This window comes from Paenibacillus sp. FSL H8-0280, from assembly GCF_045040665.1.
Taxonomy (GTDB): Bacteria; Bacillota; Bacilli; order Paenibacillales; family Paenibacillaceae; genus Paenibacillus; species Paenibacillus xylanexedens_A.
Genome location: NZ_CP150296.1, coordinates 6,277,339 through 6,299,131 on the forward strand (window position 1 = coordinate 6,277,339; position 21,793 = coordinate 6,299,131).

19 protein-coding genes are annotated in these 21,793 nt (G+C 46.0%); 1 reads left to right on the plus strand and 18 read right to left on the minus strand.

Going from position 1 to position 21,793, the window contains the following annotated elements; translation table 11 throughout:
• Positions 1–48: 48 nt before the first annotated feature.
• The 11 genes from MHI12_RS27400 to MHI12_RS27450 all read right to left on the minus strand — a co-directional run bounded on the left by MHI12_RS27400 (position 49) and on the right by MHI12_RS27450 (position 8,211).
• Positions 49–882 carry a flagellin gene (locus MHI12_RS27400; RefSeq protein ID WP_405170831.1) on the minus strand — a complete coding sequence of 278 codons (834 nt, stop codon included), beginning with the start codon at positions 880–882 and terminating at the stop codon, positions 49–51.
• 245 nt (positions 883–1,127) lie between these two features.
• Positions 1,128–1,961 carry a flagellin gene (locus tag MHI12_RS27405; RefSeq protein ID WP_405170832.1) on the minus strand — a complete coding sequence of 278 codons (834 nt, stop codon included), beginning with the start codon at positions 1,959–1,961 and terminating at the stop codon, positions 1,128–1,130.
• A gap of 145 nt (positions 1,962–2,106) precedes the next feature.
• Positions 2,107–2,352, minus strand: coding sequence for a carbon storage regulator CsrA (gene csrA, locus MHI12_RS27410; protein WP_405170833.1), 246 nt, complete (start codon positions 2,350–2,352; stop codon positions 2,107–2,109).
• On the minus strand, positions 2,353–2,802 hold the full coding sequence (gene fliW / locus MHI12_RS27415) for a flagellar assembly protein FliW (RefSeq protein WP_405170834.1): 450 nt from the start codon (positions 2,800–2,802) through the stop codon (positions 2,353–2,355).
• An 85-nt stretch (positions 2,803–2,887) separates the two neighbouring features.
• Positions 2,888–3,457 (minus strand): DUF6470 family protein, encoded by a 570-nt coding sequence (locus tag MHI12_RS27420; protein ID WP_405170835.1) that lies wholly within the window; start codon positions 3,455–3,457, stop codon positions 2,888–2,890.
• A 17-nt stretch (positions 3,458–3,474) separates the two neighbouring features.
• Positions 3,475–4,395, minus strand: coding sequence for a flagellar hook-associated protein FlgL (gene flgL, locus MHI12_RS27425; RefSeq protein WP_405170836.1), 921 nt, complete (start codon positions 4,393–4,395; stop codon positions 3,475–3,477).
• Positions 4,396–4,419: 24 nt separating this feature from the next.
• A complete protein-coding gene (gene flgK / locus MHI12_RS27430) occupies positions 4,420–5,976 on the minus strand; it encodes a flagellar hook-associated protein FlgK (protein WP_405170837.1) in 1,557 nt (518 codons plus the stop codon).
• A 19-nt stretch (positions 5,977–5,995) separates the two neighbouring features.
• Positions 5,996–6,499: a flagellar protein FlgN gene (locus MHI12_RS27435; protein ID WP_145149342.1), complete on the minus strand. Its 504-nt coding sequence runs from the start codon at positions 6,497–6,499 to the stop codon at positions 5,996–5,998.
• Positions 6,500–6,510: 11 nt separating this feature from the next.
• Positions 6,511–6,795, minus strand: coding sequence for a flagellar biosynthesis anti-sigma factor FlgM (gene flgM / locus MHI12_RS27440; protein WP_047840678.1), 285 nt, complete (start codon positions 6,793–6,795; stop codon positions 6,511–6,513).
• A gap of 178 nt (positions 6,796–6,973) precedes the next feature.
• The gene (locus tag MHI12_RS27445; RefSeq protein ID WP_310340768.1) at positions 6,974–7,378 is read right to left on the minus strand and encodes a TIGR03826 family flagellar region protein; all 405 of its coding nucleotides are present in this window, start codon (positions 7,376–7,378) and stop codon (positions 6,974–6,976) included.
• Positions 7,379–7,620: 242 nt separating this feature from the next.
• The gene (locus MHI12_RS27450) at positions 7,621–8,211 is read right to left on the minus strand and encodes a ComF family protein (protein ID WP_405170838.1); all 591 of its coding nucleotides are present in this window, start codon (positions 8,209–8,211) and stop codon (positions 7,621–7,623) included.
• On the opposite strand from MHI12_RS27450, the gene MHI12_RS27455 reads away from it, so the two are divergent.
• The gene (locus tag MHI12_RS27455) at positions 8,191–8,388 is read left to right on the plus strand and encodes a hypothetical protein (protein WP_405170839.1); all 198 of its coding nucleotides are present in this window, start codon (positions 8,191–8,193) and stop codon (positions 8,386–8,388) included. The genes MHI12_RS27450 and MHI12_RS27455 overlap by 21 nt on opposite strands.
• A 194-nt stretch (positions 8,389–8,582) precedes the next feature.
• On the opposite strand, the gene MHI12_RS27460 is transcribed toward MHI12_RS27455, so the two are convergent.
• From MHI12_RS27460 to MHI12_RS27490, 7 genes are all read right to left on the minus strand, one after another.
• Positions 8,583–10,472 carry a helicase-related protein gene (locus MHI12_RS27460; RefSeq protein ID WP_405170840.1) on the minus strand — a complete coding sequence of 630 codons (1,890 nt, stop codon included), beginning with the start codon at positions 10,470–10,472 and terminating at the stop codon, positions 8,583–8,585.
• 457 nt (positions 10,473–10,929) lie between these two features.
• Complete coding sequence (locus tag MHI12_RS27465; protein ID WP_315937586.1) at positions 10,930–11,307, minus strand: hypothetical protein; 378 nt, start codon at positions 11,305–11,307, stop codon at positions 10,930–10,932.
• 356 nt (positions 11,308–11,663) lie between these two features.
• Entirely contained in the window at positions 11,664–12,386 is a 723-nt protein-coding gene (locus tag MHI12_RS27470; protein WP_405173061.1) for a response regulator, read from the minus strand.
• A 7-nt stretch (positions 12,387–12,393) separates the two neighbouring features.
• Positions 12,394–13,554, minus strand: a complete 1,161-nt coding sequence (locus MHI12_RS27475) for a sensor histidine kinase (protein ID WP_074092506.1) — start codon at positions 13,552–13,554, stop codon at positions 12,394–12,396.
• Between the two features lie 47 nt (positions 13,555–13,601).
• Positions 13,602–16,325 carry a stalk domain-containing protein gene (locus MHI12_RS27480; protein WP_405170841.1) on the minus strand — a complete coding sequence of 908 codons (2,724 nt, stop codon included), beginning with the start codon at positions 16,323–16,325 and terminating at the stop codon, positions 13,602–13,604.
• Between the two features lie 230 nt (positions 16,326–16,555).
• Positions 16,556–17,779 (minus strand): stalk domain-containing protein, encoded by a 1,224-nt coding sequence (locus MHI12_RS27485; protein ID WP_405170842.1) that lies wholly within the window; start codon positions 17,777–17,779, stop codon positions 16,556–16,558.
• 116 nt (positions 17,780–17,895) lie between these two features.
• Complete coding sequence (locus tag MHI12_RS27490) at positions 17,896–21,717, minus strand: S-layer homology domain-containing protein (RefSeq protein WP_405170843.1); 3,822 nt, start codon at positions 21,715–21,717, stop codon at positions 17,896–17,898.
• Positions 21,718–21,793 lie beyond the last annotated feature (76 nt).

The following is a 21,793-nucleotide window of genomic DNA, read 5'->3' on the forward strand; positions in this document are numbered from 1 at the left end:
AAAGAACCAGAGCTAGATGCTCTGATTCTTCTAAACAAGCTTTTAAAATTAACGAAGCAATTGCAGAACACCTTGTGGCTGTTGGTTCGCTTGCGCCAGCATAGCTTGGGAAGCTTGTGCCAAGATATTGTTCTTGGTTTGTGCCATCATTTCTTTCGCCATGTCCACGTCACGTACGCGGGATTCCGCTGCCGAGAGGTTTTCCGATGATGTGCTCAGATTGTTAATCGTGTGCTCCAAACGGTTTTGCAGCGCGCCCAGATAGCTACGACCCGAAGATACGGATGCGATTTGAGTGTCCAGGATTCCGATAGCTTTGCTGGATTTCGTTTGATCTGTAATCTCTTCACCATCAAGTGCTGTTTTGATAGCAGTCAGATCAACACCCGCGGTATCCAACTTGAGATCAATAGTTTGATCTTTGTTAGCACCTACTTGTAGTTTCAATACACCCGCAGTACCTGCACTCTTATCAAGCAAGTTCATTGTGTTAAATTGAGTCGTATCTTTGATACGGCCAACTTCAGCTGTCAACTGAGCAAACTCATCATTTAGAGCTGTACGGTCAGCGGTAACGTTAGTGTCCGAAGCGGATTGTACAGCCAGCTCTCTTTGACGTTGCAGGATCGAGTGCACTTCGTTCAACGCGCCTTCAGTCGTTTGGATCAGCGAGATACCATCTTGTGAGTTCTTGGCAGCCATGTCCAAACCACGAATTTGACCGCGCATTTTTTCGGAAATTGCCAAGCCGGCAGCGTCATCGCCTGCACGGTTGATACGCAGACCCGAAGACAGTTTCTCTATGGATTTGTTTGTGTTTGCTGTGTTCACGGAAAGCTGACGGTGCGTGTTCATTGCTGCGATATTGTGGTTGATAATCATTAGGTGTTTCCTCCCTGAAATTGGTTATTTCCACATCCATGTGGGTTGTTATATTACAATGAGCTGGTTTCTGAAGTCGGCCGTCCTGTCCGCCAGCTCATAATATATATATCGACTTTAAACCAGTTTTTTTTATAGTTTTAAAGTATTTTTAAAAAAAATATCCTTATGATTTTAAATCAATTTTGAATTCAAAAAGATTCCTAGAAGATGTCTTCCAGGAATCTTTTAAAAACCCGTTTAATTTAACGAAGCAATTGAAGAACGCCTTGTGGTTGTTGGTTCGCTTGCGCCAGCATCGCTTGCGAAGCTTGTGCCAAGATATTGTTCTTGGTTTGTGCCATCATTTCTTTCGCCATGTCCACGTCACGTACGCGGGATTCCGCTGCCGAGAGGTTTTCAGACGATGTGTTCAGGTTGTTAATCGTGTGCTCCAGACGGTTTTGCAACGCGCCCAAGTAGCTACGGCCCGAAGATACGGATGCGATTTGAGTATCTAACGTCGCGATTGCCGTGCTTGATTTCGCCTGATCTGTAATGGCCTCAGCTTTCAAAGCTGTTTCAATAGCAGTCAGATCGACACCTGCCGTATCCAGCTTGAGATCGATAGTTTGATCTTTGTTAGCACCTACTTGCAACTTCAATACACCCGCAGCCCCTGCACTCTTATCAAGCAAGTTCATCGTGTTAAATTGAGTCGTATCCTTGATACGGCCAACTTCTGCTGTCAACTGAGTAAACTCATCATTTAGAGCTGTACGGTCAGCGGCAACGTTAGTGTCCGAAGCGGATTGTACAGCCAGCTCTCTTTGACGTTGCAGGATCGAGTGTACTTCGTTCAACGCGCCTTCAGTCGTTTGGATCAGCGAGATACCATCTTGTGAGTTCTTGGCAGCCATGTCCAAACCACGAATTTGACCGCGCATTTTTTCGGAAATTGCCAAGCCGGCAGCGTCATCGCCTGCACGGTTGATACGCAGACCCGAAGACAGTTTCTCTATGGATTTGTTTGTGTTTGTTGTGTTCACGGAAAGCTGACGGTGCGTGTTCATTGCTGCGATATTGTGGTTAATAATCATTGTGGTATTTCCTCCCTGAAAATAAATTAGTTCCACATCCATGTGGTAAACGCCGCGACATTAAGGTCGGCCGCCCTGCCGAAGCAGCGTCTACATTATATATCGACACAGAGAGAGCAACTGTTTATAGCAAATTGGAATATTTTTATTTTTTTTTGAGTTCTGTATTTCGTAGACGTTCCATAAAGGCTTCAATGTTGGTTGCAAGCGGGGTTGCAGATTCCTGATTAGCCTCTAAGATGGATGAATATATTTCCTTACGGAAGATATCAATATGCTTGGGTGCAGAGATCCCGATTCGTACTGTATCACCCTCTACTGCTAGCACAGTTACCTCAATATGATCCTCTATGACGATGGACTCGCCTTTTTTACGTGATAATACCAGCATTTACACTCCACCTTTCACTGATTTGGCATCGTCTTCTGCCCAGATCAGATGGCGTGTATCGTAAGAAGACTGATGGAGCACGACTTGTTTCCCTATATGTTGCTCGGGGTTAAGAACTACGGGTGCAAGCAGGTTCATTGTTGATTTATTCGCCTGTGAATGAATGGTGACCATAGAGTACACGGATACTTGCTCTATAATCTCCAATTCTTCCTTATCTACCTCTCCCAATTCGAAATTATAATCCGGTACGAAAGTAAACGGATTTACCAAGAGGAATGCCAATCCCGGCTCCCTTGCAGATTGTAAATAACTGAAAGGCGTATCCTCCCAAGGAATCAATGCAAATTCAGTCTCTTCATCGAAGCCAGGTAAACCTTTCGGGAATTGATATACATCTTCGTCCTGAACCTCTACTTCTCCCCACATGCTTGTATGAATCTTAATCATAAACGCCTCCTTGGCGATAGTTTTTTTTGATGCAAAAAAAGCTATAGCAGGCATACGAATGACCGTCTATAGCTTTCATTATAGCTTATAACTCCAGATCTATAGCAGATGGAGTGAATTGTATAGAAGCATACTGCTTAACATAAATGTCTAACTTGCCACGCTGATACTCAATCTCAGGTTTATTTACGGTGACGTTCATCTCAGAGACAGCCGCTTCGAAACGAACACTTGGTGCACGCGTCTCAATGCGTATATCCACGTTATCCATAGAGGCGGGCGTTCTTGTTTCGGGGAAGGGCTTGGACTTCCAATTGGTCCCTATAATATTAGAAATCGTATTGCCTGGTTTGTGTATAGCCGCCAGCTCATTCCCTTGCTGAACACGCTCAGCCATATTCTCCAGAAATAATTTCTCGATGCCTGAGTATATGCGAGCATTCATATCAATCATGTTGCCGCCAGTATAGGCAGAGATTGCTCTGCTCTGATCAACCTCGAAGCGGATCGGATGACTCTCCACAGTCAGTGTAGACGGACGTGTCTTCATCTGAACATCTGCCTTCGGTTGGCGAATAGATTGCTGGCCCAGATCAGCATCAATATGCAAAACAGAAGGAATTGTGCGGATTTGTAGGATGGGGAGAGTTTTCAAAAGATCACCCTTCCTATTTATCTCAGGAAATCAACTAAGCTCTGAGATATAATTTTAGAACCAGCGGACAGCGAAGCATTATAAATATTCTCTTGGATTTTAGACTTTATGGACAATTCTGCGAAATCCGCATCCTCAACCTTGGATTGCAAATCAGTTAAGTTAACCTCTAGATCACTTAATCTTCCTTGCATAAGATCAACCCTGTTGGTTTTAGCCCCAACATCTGCACGAATAGCTAGCATTTTGTCTGTGCGACTGTCAATTGTATCAAGCTGATTAGACAGTTCTTCCAAATTCCCATCTGTAAGTGCTTGACTGATTGTATTGAATATTACAAATAGATTGTCTGTGTCGGTTGAATTCCCAAAAAACTCATTACCAGTTACGTTAATCGGCATTTGTATGCTCTCACCAACAATGAAATTAATCTTGCCAGGGTCGGTTATCACTGCCGCTGCATTGGTTGTATCAAATGAACCATCACCGCTTGTAGGAAAGTCATAAGGTTTTTGATCATAAGTTTCGCCATTGAAAATGTATTTCCCGTTCAGTTTACTGTTTGCAATATCAACGAGTTGTGCCTTAAGTTGCTTTACCTCTTTATTAATACTATCCAGTGCAGCTTGTGGGTTGGTTCCAGTCCCTGCCTGCACCGTTAGTTCCCTTAAACGTTCAACTACACTGCCCGCCTGATCCATTACCGTATCATTAAAATCTAACCATGAAATCGTGCTATCCACATTCTTTTGATACTGTTCATTGGAAGACAGTTCTGCACGATAACGAAGGGAGTACGTAATCCCTACCGGATCGTCAGAAGGTTTGTTGATCTTACGTCCCGTTGCCAATTGAGTTTGTGTACTATTCATCTGTTGTGCATTACGGTTCAAGTTAAGAATCAATTGCGAGCTCAACATATTATTCGTAATTCTCATCGTCTGTTATGTCTCTCCTTTCTATTATCTGCCTACTACGCCGGTAGAGTTAATTAATTTTTCGAGCAATTGGTCATATGTGGTCATAAAACGTGCAGAAGCACTATAAGCATGCTGAAATTTAATCATGTTAGCCATCTCTTCATCCAAGGAAACACCACTGACCGATTGACGGCGAGTGTCCACTTGTTCTACGAGAAACTCAGAATTGGACGTTTGACGTGCCGCTTCCTGAGATTGAACACCCAACTGTCCAACGATTGCACTAAACTGAGCACCAATCGTTGCATTACGCAATCCATCAACGGATTTCATTGGAGTATCCTTCAAATTAGCCAGCAGATTAGCCAGTGTGTTGTTACCTTTAATTACCAATTCTGCTCCTGATGAATCTGTAGTGGTTCGGAGCGAAGTTGCGATCTTATTCGGATCAGCCAAGATTTCAGCATTCAATGAAATATTACCAGCTGTAATCGCTGCTCCACCACCCGCTGCTGTAAAGAAAGGTAATCCTGGCGAATTGGTTCCGTCCATACTGTATCCAAGCTGATGCAATCCGTTTAGGCCTTTGACTGTAACCTTCAGATCAGTTGCCAGTGTCCGTGCTGCACCTGTGTATGTAACACCATCCAGGACAGTATTATCCGGCAAGACAGAGCCCGCAGGAAGAGTGATTTCAATATCCCCATTCGCAAGTGTATTAGCTAAGTCGTCCATTTGTTTCTGATAATCCGTCACCAAAGTGTCTCTGGACTTAATCATCCCGTGGACCTCGCCGTTGGTGAGCGTGCCTGCTGTATAAGCAGCATTCAGAAAAGCAGGATCTACCGCTACTTGCACCGCACCGCCAGTGACGAGTGCCTGTCCATTCATCTGAACCTGGTATCCTTGCGGAGAATCCGTAACTGTAACGTTCATGATTTTGGAAAGCTTGTCCGTCATCAGATCACGTTGGTCACGTAAATCGTTAGCATTGTCGCCAAGAGACTCAACTTTTACAATGGCACTATTAAGGTTCGCAATATTACCCAGGTAGCCCTGAATTTCATTGCTTTTCACAGCAATATTACTGTCCAAATCCTGACTGAGTGCATCCAGCTGGCGGCTAATTTGGTTCATCGCATCGGTCAGAGCCAACGTCGTTTCTTTTACGATCCGCCGTGCTGTAACATCCTCAGGATTTTTACTCAGGTCTGACCATGATTTGTAGAAATTATCCATGACGGTTCGAAATCCGGTGTCCGATGGTTCGTTTACAATAGCTTCAAGTTTCTCAAGCGTGTCTCGTTGAATGGACCAACTCCCGAAGTTGGTGTTTTCATTACGATATTGGTCATCCAAGAATTTCTCACGCACACGGGTAATGGAGTCGAACTCTACCCCTGTACCAAGCTGTCCCGGTGTTGTGCTATGCAGAAATGCAAATGGTTCCATTGGAATGGATGCCTGCATGTTTACCTTTTGACGTGAATAGCCTTCCGTGTTGGCATTGGCTACGTTATGGCCTGTTGTGCTAAGAGCTGTCGTCTGTGTGAACAAACTGCGTTTAGCCGTTTCGATTGAATGAAATGTAGATGTCACCTGGTTTCCCCCTAATTAATCAGGCACGCGTGTCAAACAGACCGATTCGCCCTGGATTGCCGTTCTTATCAGCAGGATGCTGATATGTGGCATCCTGTTCTGGCCGAGAAGCAAAGATGTCCATTGAAAGATCAATAAACATCAACGATTGCTCGATCAGCTTTTGATTCAGTTGATTGATTTCCTTTAATTCATGCAGTGTTCCCGCCAGCTTCTTCTGGACTTCAAGCAATCGCAGTTTGTCAGCCGGATCAAAAATCAGCTTCGAGATCTCCGTAATGTTCAGGTTCAGCATGGACTTGATACCACGCTCCTGAAGCAATTCGTGAACTGCGCTCTGCCGTTCAATCTCCAATGGCTCCTGTTGTTTCATGAAACGGGATTCTTTGTTGAGGAGGGCAATGAGTTCATCTACATCATTTTTGACAATGACCTGTCTCTTGACCTCGCTGAGTGCCAGCATATCGCGGTGACTTTGTTCCATTTGCTGCAAAACTGCAATTAATCTATCCAGTGCTGCCATTACGTGATCACCTATTCCTTATCAAAAGACTTAAAATACGGTAGCAATTTGTCAGCAAGCTTGCTACTATCTACCTGATACGTTCCCGAACTCACCTGTTCTTTGAGTTCCTGTATCCGTTGTATGCGTCCTGCATCCTGTGTACGACTTTGTTCCTCAAGCATCTTCATCGCCTCCGGAGAAATGGATACTTCGTCCTTACGGCGGCTCTTCTTGGCATCAGCCTGCTGATTGGATTCAACGTTCCTTTGATATGAATTGATGGCGCCAATTCTACTCGGTTCATTGATTTTCATTTAAATCGCACTTCCTTCCATGATTGGGAGTTTATTTTGATATACGTTTTTCTTACTTTAATCTTTATGTTGTCAAAATGATTAGGATAATAAAAAAAACCGATAATCTTTAATAAGTTTATCGGTACGTTTCAAAACATTTGTTATAGCAAAACATGTATTTGAGCCCTCGCTCCTATTAATCGCGTAGTTTGTCGACAGCATTGTAGGTTCGTCCGCCTACATTGTTGTTATCCTTCTGACCTACTTCACGAGCTGCTCCTGCCAAGTCTTTCGTTAAACGATTGCGGCAAGAATCACACATATGACCTTCACGAATCAATGTTCCGCATACTTCACAAGGATACATCATATTCGGGGCATTCTCGATGGAAATTCGTCCCTCACGGATGAACTTGGTAATGTTTTTAATTGAAACTTCTGTTGCATCGGATAGCTCCTGTATGTTGGTGCCCTTGTTTTCGCGCAAATAATCTACACAGATCTGATATTCCTTTTCTATTTCCTTAATACAGTTTGAACATACATCTCGAAAATTCAACGCATATAATTTACCACAGCGAGGACAATTGCCTAGATTCATCGCTAAAACGCCCCTCTCAAACTTCCATTTCCGAATAGATAATAACTATACATTACCTTATTTTCTCTGATGAAGCCATAGTCTATTTACAGAACAAAAGAGGGGCACAGGATGCACATATACGAAATCCCACGCCTGGCTATTTTGCTTATTATATCGCTCCAATCTCCTCCCGCGGAGCACGCTATTCGTACATTTAAAATAAAATTATTCCATAAATATATTAAAAGTCCATTTATTAATTAGGATCTTGCCAGTGTCAGCGTGTAAATCTCGACCGTAATCTCCATGTGGAAGCCAGCATTTAGAATAACCCGGCCACAAGCGTCCAAGGTGCTGCCTGTTGTATAGATATCATCAATCAGCAGTAACTGTATGGGTTTGGCATGTGTCATGCCCATATGTGTTGGCAGATGAGATCCCCTGTATAGCTCTTCAATTAAATGCATGCCATCCGGGTTGATAGAAAAAGCGTTCTTCATCGTTTCAATACGCTCACCGCGTGATTTAAAGCTTTGTTTGGTGGTGTTGATCTGGCGCTGCAACAGATCCAGGGTAGGTAGACGGCAGGCGGTGGCGAGCCCAGCAGCCAGCCGCTCCGCCTGATTGAAGCCACGCTCGGCCAGCCGCTCGCTGCTCACCGGGACATAGGTGACGGCGTCAGGCCGCCATTGTGGCTTCGTTTGTTGAGCATGTGTGGCTGAATGAGCCACGGGGGCTGGGGGTTCTTTTGCCAAAGTAGAATTTCGTTCTTCGCTCATCGCTTGAAAGGCTTGAATCAACAGCGCGGTTAGGAGCGGCGCGTATCTTTCATGGCCTCGAAATTTGTACATTCCAATCCATTCTCTCATAAGAGCGTTGTACTGTACGGCGCTGCGGTTGGAGATAAAAGAACGGTTTTGCATGTGTGGACGAGCACAGTCCGGACATCCGACACCTCGACCACAACGCAGGCAGCGGATGGAACGGATCCATGGAATCTGCTTCACACACCGTTGGCATATGCCTGAATAAGTTGAAGACAGAATCGCTCGAGTGCCACATGTCAGACAAGTCGCTCCCGGCGGGGCGAGCAGATGATGAAGACGCTGGGTCAGGTACTGCGCGTGATCGGTTATGTTACTGAGCCAGTTGAACATGGGGAGCAAACCTCCAGTCTTGGGAATGTATTGTGATATGTGGATACGAACATGGCAGATGGAAATTAGGTTTGGGATGGTGGATGTAGATAGCCTTTGCGACGAGCGATAGCGTTCATTTTCCGAATCTGGGCAACGGCCTTCACCTGTGAACGTGTCCGACGAGATGATGCAAAAACCACTCTACCCGCCGGGTCATCCATGGAACGCCCTGCTCTACCCGCCATCTGGACCAGTGAAGCTTCATCAAAGAGACCATTGTCTGCATCCAATATAAAAACATCACTGCGCGGAATGGTAACGCCACGCTCCAGAATTGTGGTGGTTACGAGCAAACGAATGTCGCGATCACGAAAGGCTGTAACTTTGCTAGCGCGATCGGGGTCTTGGGATGAAGTTCCTTCGATATGGATTCCGGGAAAAGTACGACGCATCAGGTTCACAAACGCCTCAATCTGGGCAATACGTGTCACAAACACAAATACCTGGGCGTCACGCTCCAATGAAATTTGGATGTTAGTCTTCAAGGCAGAAGGAAGATTTCGTTTCTTAATACATTCAGCAACGGTAACCATTTTGATTAATCTTGGCACGGGCAAAGGATGACGGTGGAAACGTACTGGAACTTTGGCATGATTGAGTTTTCCCTGCGTTGCTTCCCTCTGTAGCCGAGCTGGCGGTGTAGCAGACAGATAAACGAAATTCCCGTCCGGTTTACAGGAGGATGCCGCCGCGTGAGCGAGCATGGGATCGTTGTGGTACGGGTAAGCATCCAGTTCGTCGATGATAACGAGATCAAACCCCTGATAAAAACGCATCAGTTGGTGTGTGGTCGCAAGCGTGAGCTGAGCGTCTTTCCAACGTTCATCACCACCTCCGTAGAGAGTAGCGAGCGAGGTGTCCGGAAAAGCTTTGGCCAGACGTGGAGCCAACTCCAGTACCACGTCCCTGCGTGGCGTAGCGAGTAAAGCCCGTCCGCCACGATCCAATGTATGTTGGAGCAGTGGGAAAATCATCTCTGTCTTGCCGGCCCCGGTCACGGCCCACAGCAAAAACCGCCCCGGCCCATCCCCTGCGGGTGGCCGGGCCAAAAACGCGAGCGCCGCGGCTGCTGCCGCGCTCTGCGCTGCGCTAAGCCCCCACCGGGCGAGCCCGCCGCCGGTGGGAGACAAGGCCGTGCCACGCGGTGCTTCGCCGCGTCGTGGCACGCCCCCTTGCGCTGCACTGCGTAGCAGCAGCGCACAGGCACGGCTGCGCCCCAGCGCGAGGCAAGCCTCGCAGTAGGCGCACGCAGCCAAGCCGCAGGCAGCGCAGGGCACGCGCTGCCTGGCTTCGCTGCCACAACGGTGGCAGCGGGGCGCGCTCCGCGCGCGTCCAAGCCACGCGTGCCGACGGCGCGTGGCAGGCCCTTCGAGGGCGGCTGTGATACTCAGCCGCCCGTGCAAGCGCGCGAGCTGCGCAGCCGCGCGCCACTCCCTTGGCGGCTGGGCGGTATCCGCCAGCAACGCCTCCGCCTCGGCCGCCAGTAATTGGCGGCCGCTGATCCGCTCAGCCAGCAGGGCCGCGTCCCGCTCCAGCTGAGCCCACTGCACGGCGGGATACGGCTCGGGCATCCCGCCTACCTGATTGCCACGCACAGCGACACTCCCCGCTTTGCCCGCTATACCTTTTCTGGCCTCTGTTTCCCCCGAGGCCAGTTCATACACATCCAGCTTACGTGCAAGGTAGCTCTGCCATTCGCGATGGCCCCACTGATCCATACCTCGCTCCATCTCAAAATGTTCAACCAACCAGGATGCCTGACTTAACGGCAACGCCGTATCTAACAACAACCAGCACAGCACATGTCGTCCACTTCTACCCTCGAGCCACCAAAAAACATCCACTCGAATGTCGATTGATAACATCATGCTCCACCCTTTCCCTACACGGCACACATACAAAGCAACCTTCATTTACTCTCCTCCCCCATCGTACTTTCTCCTGAACGCAAAAAAAGCACATGCCAACCCGGCTATTCGCCGGAGCATGTGCTTCATGTCCATATTCCATCTTCGTATGATCAATCTACTTATCACTATACCAATTGAACCTTTACACCACAAGGTTAGTCACACAATATGAATCCATCATACAATTCTGCTAATAACCAGAATCTTTCTTTAAAATTGCGAAACTTTTTCCAATCTGTATCGTCTATACTTTTAAATTAAGAGTTCTGACTTCGAAAAGTTTATTTTAATACTCATGAACTCGTCAAAACCCAGACAATAACCATAGATTGCATAAAAACCCATTTTTAATTTAAAAGCAGACTTGGCTACAATTACAAAAAAAGACTACAGCTTCTGCTGTAATCTTTTCACTGTAGATCTGCGAAATGTTAATCCCATTTCCCGTTCACATGATGATTTATTGCTCTGACTCACGCAAATCAATCAGTCGAAACGTGTGATCGGTCTGTGCTACCTGTTCAATATCAGCAGGGACAGCAGGCAGATAAGATGTCTCCATGCCTTGCCTTTGCATAAGCTTTTCAATAATCGTAATCGTTTCCGCTTCTGTACGATCAGCAACAACGGTTAATCTGAAGCTCTTACCACGGTATAATAATTCCCGGCAAAGTTCTCTTACAATGCCTTCGATCCGCCCTGCCTGATTGGAAGGGATGAGCAGGATCTGCTCGAAACCTTCAGATTCCGGACGGGAAAGATGGCGCTGGTGCATGGCATGAACGGCCATTGCCGCCAGGAAGTATATGAGCAGAATCATAGTCAGATGAGCAACCATGGCAACTGCACCTCCTCGGAAGGTCATGCTCACCCATGGCGAACATCCCTGTATACAACAAGTATATGCTGTACTTCCTGAAGGGTTACACTTGCATTTCCTATCACTCATATTCCACGCTGATCGACACCGGACGAAGAAAGACAGGCCAGGTCATTCATTCACGCCTAAGCTTGAACATATGTTCCGCACAACCTTGCACTTTGCTCATTTGCAGTGATAAAGTCCATTAACCCGCAGACCAATCCAACATTCTGGAAAGGGCGCGAGTGAACACCAATCTATACTTCGTCAAGGTTGAATCAACCAATGGACTGACTTACGATATAAATACTTCTTTATGAAAACATAGGGTATTAGAGCGTAACCCAACCATATTTGATCGAATTGATAACGGCTTGTGTACGGTCATCCACTTCCATCTTCTGCAGAATACTGCTGACATGGTTTTTTACTGTTTTTTCACTGATGAACAGGAATTCACCAATCATTTTATTGCTCTTACCTTCTGCCATCAAGCGAAGCACCTCAGCCTCACGACGTGTGAGCGGGTTATTGTCGCCAGCGACAAATTTAACGCCAGCTTCCTTCGAAGCCCCTTCACTCATTGCCCCTGTTTCATTAAGATACGTCATACGACGCAGCTGCATGATCAGTTTGCCTGTTACTTTCGGGTGTATGAACGCATGTCCTTCATGCACGGAACGAATCGCATTGATCAAAGACTCGGCCTCCATATCCTTCAGCAAGTATCCGTTAGCCCCTTTACGAAGCGTCTCAAATACGTAACTTTCATCATCATGAATGGACAAGATAATTACTTTGACATCAGGGAACAGCTCACGCAATTTCTCCGTTGCTTCAACCCCATTTTCGATTGGCATGTTGATATCCATCAATACGATATCAGGTTTATCCTGATTGCAGAATTCGAGCACTTGAATACCATCGCCGCATTCGCCGATGACCTCAATGTCTTCCTCCATATTTAAAATGCGTTTCAGTCCCTCACGGAACAGCTGATGATCATCAGCCAAAAGAACTTTAATCGATGCTTTACCAGTATCACGGTTTTCCATCATCCTGCTACTCCTTTCCCTTATCCACGTTTGTCGGGATATGAATCACTATTTTGGTTCCTTGATTTTCTCCGGATTCGATCTCTATTCTTCCTTCTAACAGTTCAACCCGTTCTCTCATCCCAATCAGACCGAAGTGGGTATGATCCTTGCTTTTCTTCGCAAGAAGCTCCGGTTTGAACCCAAGCCCATTGTCCTGAACGACAATTTTGACGAGCTGAGCCTGGTATGTAATTTCCACTACAACATAAGTGGGATAAGCATGCTTTGCAGCATTCGACAGACCTTCCTGCACGAGACGGTAGATCGCAGCCTCCATCGCGGAAGATAAACGGTGTTCCTTACCTCTTGTTTCAAAAAGCGACCGGATTTTCGTTTTTACCTCAAAATCCTGCACATACTTCCGAAGCGTTGGAATCAGTCCCAGATCATCCAGTGCCATAGGACGCAGATTGAAAATAACTTTTCTCATTTCTTCAAGACTGGAACGAACCTGGCCTTTCAAATCTACTATTTCGGCCTGGACCATCTTAAAATCCTGCTTAATGAGCATTCTTTCTACAATTTCCGTCCTAAGCACTAGATTGGCGAGCATCTGCGCAGGCCCGTCATGAATCTCACGAGCAATACGTTTCCGCTCTTCTTCCTGGGCCAAAATTATTTTCAAACCAATCATTTGTCGATTTTTGGCAGATTCGATGATCCGGGTCACTTGACCCAGTTCACCTGACAGGTACTCGAGTACAACACCCATCTGCGAACCGATGGTCTCGGCACGCTCCACAGAAGCTTCCACATTTTTGGCACGCTTCTGCAGATCATCCCGTCGAGCCTTCAGATACATTTCCTTCTCACGATAAATCATCAGATCCAGCTGCAGCTGTGTTGCTTTCTCGTACGCCTGCTTGATATCATGCTCGGAATAACGGACAAAGTCGCGGCTAACCTCAGTCAGCCGGATCCGGGAACGGCGGTAGTTCAGCTCCAATTGATCTACTTTCTCGATCGTTTCCGCCGTCTCCTTCAGTACCGACTTTAACTCCTCGTTGAGTGTTTTCAGCTCATCACGAGTAGCGTCCATAATTTCGAACATTTGATATTTGCTGTTTTCCATGACTTGTATGGCGTTTTTAATGACGCGGTCTATGGCATCGGCTTGTAAATCCACGTTTGTTCGACTCCATTTCTATCGTTTCCGGTATATATCATACCATATCACGATGAGATGGTAACGGTCTTCGTTTTCTGTTCCCATTTTACAGTCAGACCAAGTTGCTCGGAAACGAGTCTAAGCGGGACTAAAGTCCTACCACCCGTTACGTATGGTGCAACAGTTGCGCTCTGTCTTTTACCATTCAGAATGAATTCTTTCTGCCCTACAACCAGATCAATCAGCTTGCCACCACGTAATACCGTGATCCGCTGATTTTTGCTATCCCAGCTTGCCTGGCCACCAAAAGCGTCCAAAACATGTTTGATTGGCACATACGTTGTACCATTTTTCAGGACCGGTGCTGCATCAATCACTTTTTTCGTTCCGTTCACCGTCATCGATTTCTGTCCAAGCACAAGCGAAGCTGTACCCGTAGGCAATCCTACTTCACTGGACTTGGAAGGCATCGTGAATGCGATATTGTCAAAAGCAACCGTACCTGATTTCGCACGCTCATCCTGACCTTCCTCCACGTTCACCACATAGACCCGCTTCAGCTTCGCCGGATAGGCGATGTTCAGTCCATTCAGGTCCACGCTCAGCTTCTTCCACCCGTTCCAGTCAATCGCCTTGGCGAGATCGGCATATACCGTTTTGCCATTGGCATCCGTGAATTCGGCACGCAGCCAGTTTAGGCTTTTATCTCCCATAACATCCATGGACATCGATGTAGCTGCTGCAGATACCTCTCTGCCAGTAGAGCCATTCAGTTGTGCATAAGCGTACATTTTGCCTGTTCCAGCAGTCATATCATAATCGAGTTGCAGCACATTGGAGCCAGCTTTTTCACCAGTTCCTGCAGTAACGGTTGCCGAACCAGTCACACCCGCCGCGTTCGTCGTGAAGTTGATCGGATAATTCACGTTGTCGAAATTCTCCCAGATCGTTTCGCTGGCAGAAGCCGAGAGGACTACGACTGTGCTGTAACCATCGTAACGACCAATCGCATATCCCACTTGTGCACCAGAATTGACGGAAGATACGGTTAATTGGTCAGCAGTAACTTTACCTTTGAACCCGATAAATTCCCATGTCAGCGAGTCTGCCGGAACCGTAACACTTTGTCCGCTCTTCGTTGTTGCCGTTACAGGAATGGACATCGTTGTGCCTGCTTTGAGCGAACCGAGACCTGATCCTGCTGTCAGGGAAGCCAGTTCACTTCCACCCAATACCGATACTTTAATGGAGGATGAAGCTCCATTGCTCGTTGCCGTCAGCGTTGCTGTGCCTGGTTTCACACCTTTGATCGTTCCGTTGCTGACACTCACGATGCCGTTGTTGCTGGACTTCCAAGACATGCTGATATCGCCTGTTGCAATCGGGTTGTAGTAGGTGTCATATCCTTTGGCTGTGTACTTGCCCTCTTGCCCCACCAGCAACGTTTGGCTGCCACTTACAGCAAAGCCCTTCAGTTTACCTACAGGAGCCGTAGAGAACACACCCAGCGTGTTTACAACCTGACGTTGCTCGGTGCCATACTCTGTGTTGAACGTCAGACCAGCGGTTTGCTCACCCAACGGACGGGTTACCATTGTTGTGGAGCCGCCTCCATCCAGGTTCATGCCTTTCCAGACACCCACACTGGTCATAAAGGATTGTAGTTCCGTCAGCGACATACCGCTGCTGTTACTATTTTTCTCCGCGGCGATGATGTAGACATACCGACCATCCTGGGAGTATCCTACTGCCGTTCTTGCACGAATGCCACCGATACCGGAAGATGCGATATCGCGGGAAAAGGAAGCTGCCTTTCCACCGTTCACCAAAATGGTGTGACCACCAATCATCATCTCCAGGTTACTTGGATCAACCGATTGCCCAGTTGTTTTAGCTTTCAGTTTGTAATCCGCATCCAAGGTTTGCCCAACGGATAGATGGCTCATGATCCATGTCGCTGCTGTTCCATGCGCACGCAAAATGTACCCATCCTGCGGCACCGTCATGTTTAACGCTTTTTTATCCGAGATTTGGGTAACTACTCCGTTCTGCACGAGAACCTCTGTCGGCGTTGTGGAAGGGTCATTTGGACGTTTGGTGGACGTCCATGCTGGTGTATAAATATACATTGAGTTGGCATGACTATATTTCACCGCACCCGACTCTACTGTATAATCCTCTTTATTTATTCCACGCAAAGCAAAGGTTGAACCATCCTGTGCCTTCACTGTTCCGTCAAAAGAATACTCGTCGATCATCGGTTTGCCATCCTTGGTCACCGTCAGGGCATACATGCCTGACAGCTCAGAAGGTGTGGAGACCAGCACGCCATCGGAGACCTGTCCACCAATGGGCGCGAGCTCCCCGGATACATTGAAGTAATCGCCATTCACAGCAGCTACTGCACCGTTTTCCTTGGCCATGGCACCTGTGCTCTGTTTACTGTTCAGATTACCGCCCTTGCCTGTCATCACATCCAACTTCACATACGGGTTCTGCAGATCCACCTGGATAACATCTGCCAGTACGTTGACCTTGGAACCGGAACGTGTTGTTGTATATCTGTATTTCATGAGCTTCGCACCCGAAGTCAGAATTTCTTCACTCAACTTGCTTGTATTCGTAGATGCTGCAGCGGCCACCGATTGCCACGAAGTACCTGACCACATCTGCCCGCCTGCGCTCATCACCGGTGCAATCCAGATCACACCCGCCAGCGTCACAATCGCCCATTTCTTCACCTTACTGCCCTTAACGTCTTCCAGCTGTTTCTCATGTTTCCCCAGCATGTCTGAAACGTCTCTCCCATCTTGTATATCAATCTTAGACATCACGAACACTACCAAGTAGGCAGCCGATAGCGAGATCTCTAGTATACTCTTCTATTAATAGACTGCTTTTTGTGGAAAAAGTTACGCCCCCGGCTAACTTTGAGGGTATTCTTGGCAAAAAGAAACCCAGGCGCGGCATTAACTGCACACCTGAGTTCTAGAACAATATTGATTTATGTTGAATCCTATTATAATTCTGGAAAAAATATTTCAGGTAACTCTCTATTGGTTTCTTCATAGTTAGCATCAATGTTAAATTCATCACTATAATTCCAGTGCCCATTGGCATAATCCAGATAGATCAGTGCGTTGTACTCAGAACTATGCTGCTCTATCTTCTCTGAAACACTACTCCATTGCATCGTAGCATGGACAACAGCTTGCTTCTCCCCAAGAAACACAACACGTTCGTTGGAGATACGGTGCACCTTATCTTCATATTCAAAAGAAGCCATTATGCTTTTCTCCCAAGTCATCCAGTCAGCAAGAGCATCTGCATTTCTTTGCTCAATCTTATATGGCGAAGTATATTTATATGTTAAATTATAATCTTCCTGATTCAAGGCTTCATAATATGTCCTCAAATCTGACAATACGCTTTGTTGCTTTTCTTTAAAATTCTCCTTTATTTTATCAGCAGATGTATCCATATCTTTTGGAAGATTGGTATAACTGGACAGAGGCTCTGATTGAAGAATTTTCCACATATTATTTTCTTTCTTAATTCTGAATACGATCTCATGCTGGTCGTCCATTACCTGATTATTATGAATATAAGTAACGTACAATAATGCCTGGTTCGCAGATTCATATGTAATGCTTGTGATATCGACATTGTAGATTCGATCAGGGATTTCGCTCACTTGGGGTGCAATCTTACTATCCGTCAAATAAGATCTCTTCATATGGTCTGAAGCTAGTAGTTCTACAGTGAAGGCTCTATCATATGTTGTTATCAAATCAAGTATCTCTTTCTCTTGACCATACCCATACTGCACCATCCACGCCGTGTCCGACTTTTTATCATACTTAACCGCATGCTTGGTTAACCAGGCGGCATAACGGATAGGCAAATAGAATTTCCCATCAATTTGAATACCCGGCCTTTGTAATTCGTAATAATCTCCCGATCCACTAATGTAACCATCATCCGGTAGGAAGATAAATTTTGATTTCCCGATCTTAACTGAAATCTCTCGATCTACCACTGAGTAATCCGCTTGGTACCCCATTAGTTGAATAAACTCTCGAAATGGAACATACACCGTTCCTGATTTTGTCATCAGTTTAATGTCTGTAGGCTTTTCATTAACGTACAGTTGTATGGATTCTTTATTATTTTGAGCATAAGCCAGTGATGGTATAGATATTAACCCCAGAACGAGGACAAATACTAGCATTTTTTTTAGCAAATTTACACCCTCTATCCACGAAATTTATGACTTTATAATATAAAAAGCGAAATCAACCAGTTGAACTTATTCCCCTGATCGATTTCGCTTCACTAAGATAAAAGAGCTAATTACTATTATAGATATCCTAACTTGTCCAAAACCCGTTTCAACATCACTGCTGCCTGAGCGCGAGTCGCGTTCCCTTGGGGTTCAAATGTTCTGGCTGTCATGCCTTGAATGATTCCCTCCTGCACCGCTTTAGCAACAGAATCCTTGGACTGGATTTTGTTGCTGTCCTTGAACTTGGATAGAGTGGTAGCAGCCGCAGATTGAAGAGAGACTGTTTTCCCACCGTAGTTCATCGCACGTACCATCATAAGTGCCATCTGCTCACGCGTAATGGGGCGATCCGGCTTAAACGTACCATCGGTATTCCCCGTAATGATCCCCGCTTCAGCGGCAGCCCCGATATAGGCACTTGTCATACTTCCACTGCGAACGTCCCTGAAACGACTCGCTGCAGTTGGTTCTCCATTTAAACCCAGACCTCTGGCGACCAATTCAGCGAATTCTGCACGTGATATATTCTCATTTGGTCGATAGTAAGAACCATTTGGTGCATTAATAATCCATTTGGCAGAGAGTTCCTTAATAACTGCACTAGCCCAGTGTGATGTGGTGTCCGGATAATTAACAATATGGTTGACCGGAACTACCGATTGATTCCCATTCAGTTGTCCTTGGACAACTACACTTCCTGGTGTATTTTTAAACGAGCTAGGTACGTTTGATAACATGAAGGTAACCGGATCAATATAAGTGAATCCAGATGTTACTGTAGAAGTACCTACTGGTAATTGCATGGATAACTGACTTTTCACTTTCTGCTCCACACGTTGATCGGTCGTACCATTACTGGCAAACAGGTACACATCCGTATAATTCGCAAGTTTCTGCGCTCCTGCACCTGCAATCAAGCCTTCCATCGTCCCCGATGAAGACACAGGTACCGTCTCTAACTGAACGTATAAGGATGGAACCGCTGCTCCTGTCGTTGTACTTGTGTTTGACGTTCCTACACTCCGACTCATAGCCGCCATATCTAAATTAGACAGTGGCACCGTCCAGAGAAGATCGCCATATTTCACACCAATAGTGCCTGTGCGATAACTTGCAGCAATCTGAGTCAGTGCATTTAATGGGAATCCAACATACGCAGCCGATTCACTGTCCGGAATCTCAAATACCACCGGCTGAGTCAATTTCCCGTTTGCTCCAGCGTATTCAAAGGACTGAATCAACTTGGTTGCATCCACGTTGAATTGACGAGTCGGGCGATTATAGTGGGACATCGCAGATGCAGCAGAAGCCGTAGTATTATTCATCACAAGTAAAGACTGACCATAGCTCGCTGCATCCAATTCCGACAACCAGGAAGGACGGTTTCCCGACTGATTATTGTTCGAACTATTATTCGTCTGTTGTAACGTAAGTGGACCAAATGCTGTTATCGTGACATTCGACGCATCCCGTAACGGCACTGCCCCAGGTACATAACTCACCGTTCCCATCTGAGTAGCTGTCGATGTTACTGCTGAAGTATCCACTTTCAACGTCACCACAGAGCCAGAAGCTGAAGCAGACAATACAGTTGTGGTTGAATTACCAATCACTACACTGAACTGAGATGCTGTAAGTGCAGCCTGGGACTGGATTGAATCACGGAAATTAATCTGAACCGTGTCTCCCTGAAGCGTAGCCGAAAGGATTTTGCCATTTCCATATGTGTACGTTACTGGAGTCAGATTGAGATATCCTGCTGGATTATTGTTCAGATCCGTTAATCTCAACGCTCCAGGTACATATGATAACGATATATTTTGTGTATCCTTCACCGCTGAAGCCAGCGTTAACGTGACCAGATCATTTTCGATCTCGGAATCATTAACGAAGACTGGCTTGCCATCGACCAGAACTGAATATTGGCTGTTGAGCGGTTTATTCGTCGTGTTCAGTGGTTCATTGTAACGCACCCATAACTTGTTACCACTCACCTCAGCACTCTTAAACTCAGGTGGTTTGGTATCAATTGAATTGCGGACATAGAAGCCGCTGAATCCAGCAAGAGCCTGTCCACGTGTATCTTTTACAGGCCATGAACCTGGCGTGTATGCGACCCGCACGACTTCACCATCCGTAATGGATCGACTAAGATTCAACGTCACCACAGAGCTGCCATTGATCGATATGCTATTGATGCCTACAGCATATTGATCCGCAGTTACACTGAATTGTCTTGCTGCATCACTTGAAGTGATATATACCGTCTCAGGGTAGTACAACGTAATTGTACTGTAATACACGTTACCTTCCCGCGGCTTGGACATGACAGAATCTAAACCATTCTCCACATCTCTTGCGCCAAAAGCAGCCGCAGCATTGGAAGATTGATCTGTAAGACGATTACCTGTAGTACCTGGTGTATATGAAATCCGCACAACTTGTCCTACCGCTACACCCGTATCCAAGACAACATATACACTGTCACCTGAAATATAAGTGGAACTAACGTTTCGCTTCTCTCCATTCACGGTAACGGTATAACTGCTGCTCAGTGGACTGATGCTGCTAAGCCACTTGTCGTACGTTAGACGAATCGTGTTGTTACTGTGCATCTTGGCACTCTTAATTACAGGTAATGTTGTATCTCTGCTTAAGGTTTTGAAAGCCCACGATGTAGACCCATTCAAACCTGCGAAAGTATTACCTGCTTGATCACGAAACGTATTGGCAGGAATATCGACAACATAATTCGTATTATTCTCTAATGTGCTTGTTGGCGTAATAATCAGTTGTCTGTTGTTCGAACTAAAGGTTGTCGTCGAACCAACGGTTGCTCCATTTGCTTTCTTGAGAATGGCTTGACCTGGGAAGCTACGGTCCAGTTCCTTGTTGAACGTCACCGTTAGATTGCCCGACAAAGGCGCATTCGTGGTGCCATTGGTAGGAGACAACGTGGACACCGTCAGGGAAGTTGGGTCCGACTGCACATTGAATCCCCAATCCATGCCGCTGATTCCACGGATGTCATTTCCCTGCTGATCTCGCAAAAAACCTTCAGGTATTACAATGTAATATGTACTATTATTATTAAAACTTTTCACAGGATCAATCGTAATCGTCTGAGTTCCTAATCCTGAAATACGGGATGATCCATTAGACGTGATTGGAATTGCTTCAAATGCAGTTCCTGTTACGCTCCCTTGATAAATCTGAAGCGTGCCTGCTCCAGCAACAACCGGTAGACTAAACGACATTGTCAGATGATCCGAAGGCTTCACCTGAACTGCTGCGTTCTGGGGTCTCTTGCCTGTAACTGCCGGCAATCCTATATTTTGAGTACTAAACGTCCACGCTTTGTTCAATAATCCTGGAAATAAAGTAAGATTCTCACCATCTGTGTAAGCAAATGCATTTGCATCAATTTGAACGTAATAGGTTCCACCTGGAATAATATTCTCTTTTGGGATTTGGATGCTTACAAATTTCCCTTCAGGTGGTGGTGAAGCTGTATCTTCTCCTGTAGACGGTTCGGTATCGTTCACAGGTACAGAAGGATTCGTGATTGGCCCTGTGCTTTCAATCGTTACCAGTTCACTGGATACGTCTACAGAAACAACCTCAGAATCATCGTTGACACGTTTAATGGATATCTTACTTTCCGGACCGATTACTTTTGAAACGGGTCTCGCAAATTCAATACGTAAAGGCGATGATCCATCGACGTTTTTGCCGTTCACCGCAGGAACTGTATTTACTATTCCGTTTGCAGTTAACTCACCTCCAGCATATGCTCTTTGATCCATTCCACTCCAACCCGTAAGCCAACCTTGAGCGGTCAGCATAACAATTAAGATTCCGAGCATGCCTTTTCTTGCAATTCTTTTCAATTCCACTGATCTTCCCCCTTATCTGCATTTCTTCTCCTGTCTGATGTACAGACCTCATTATGTATTTCGGTTAGAGAAGGGA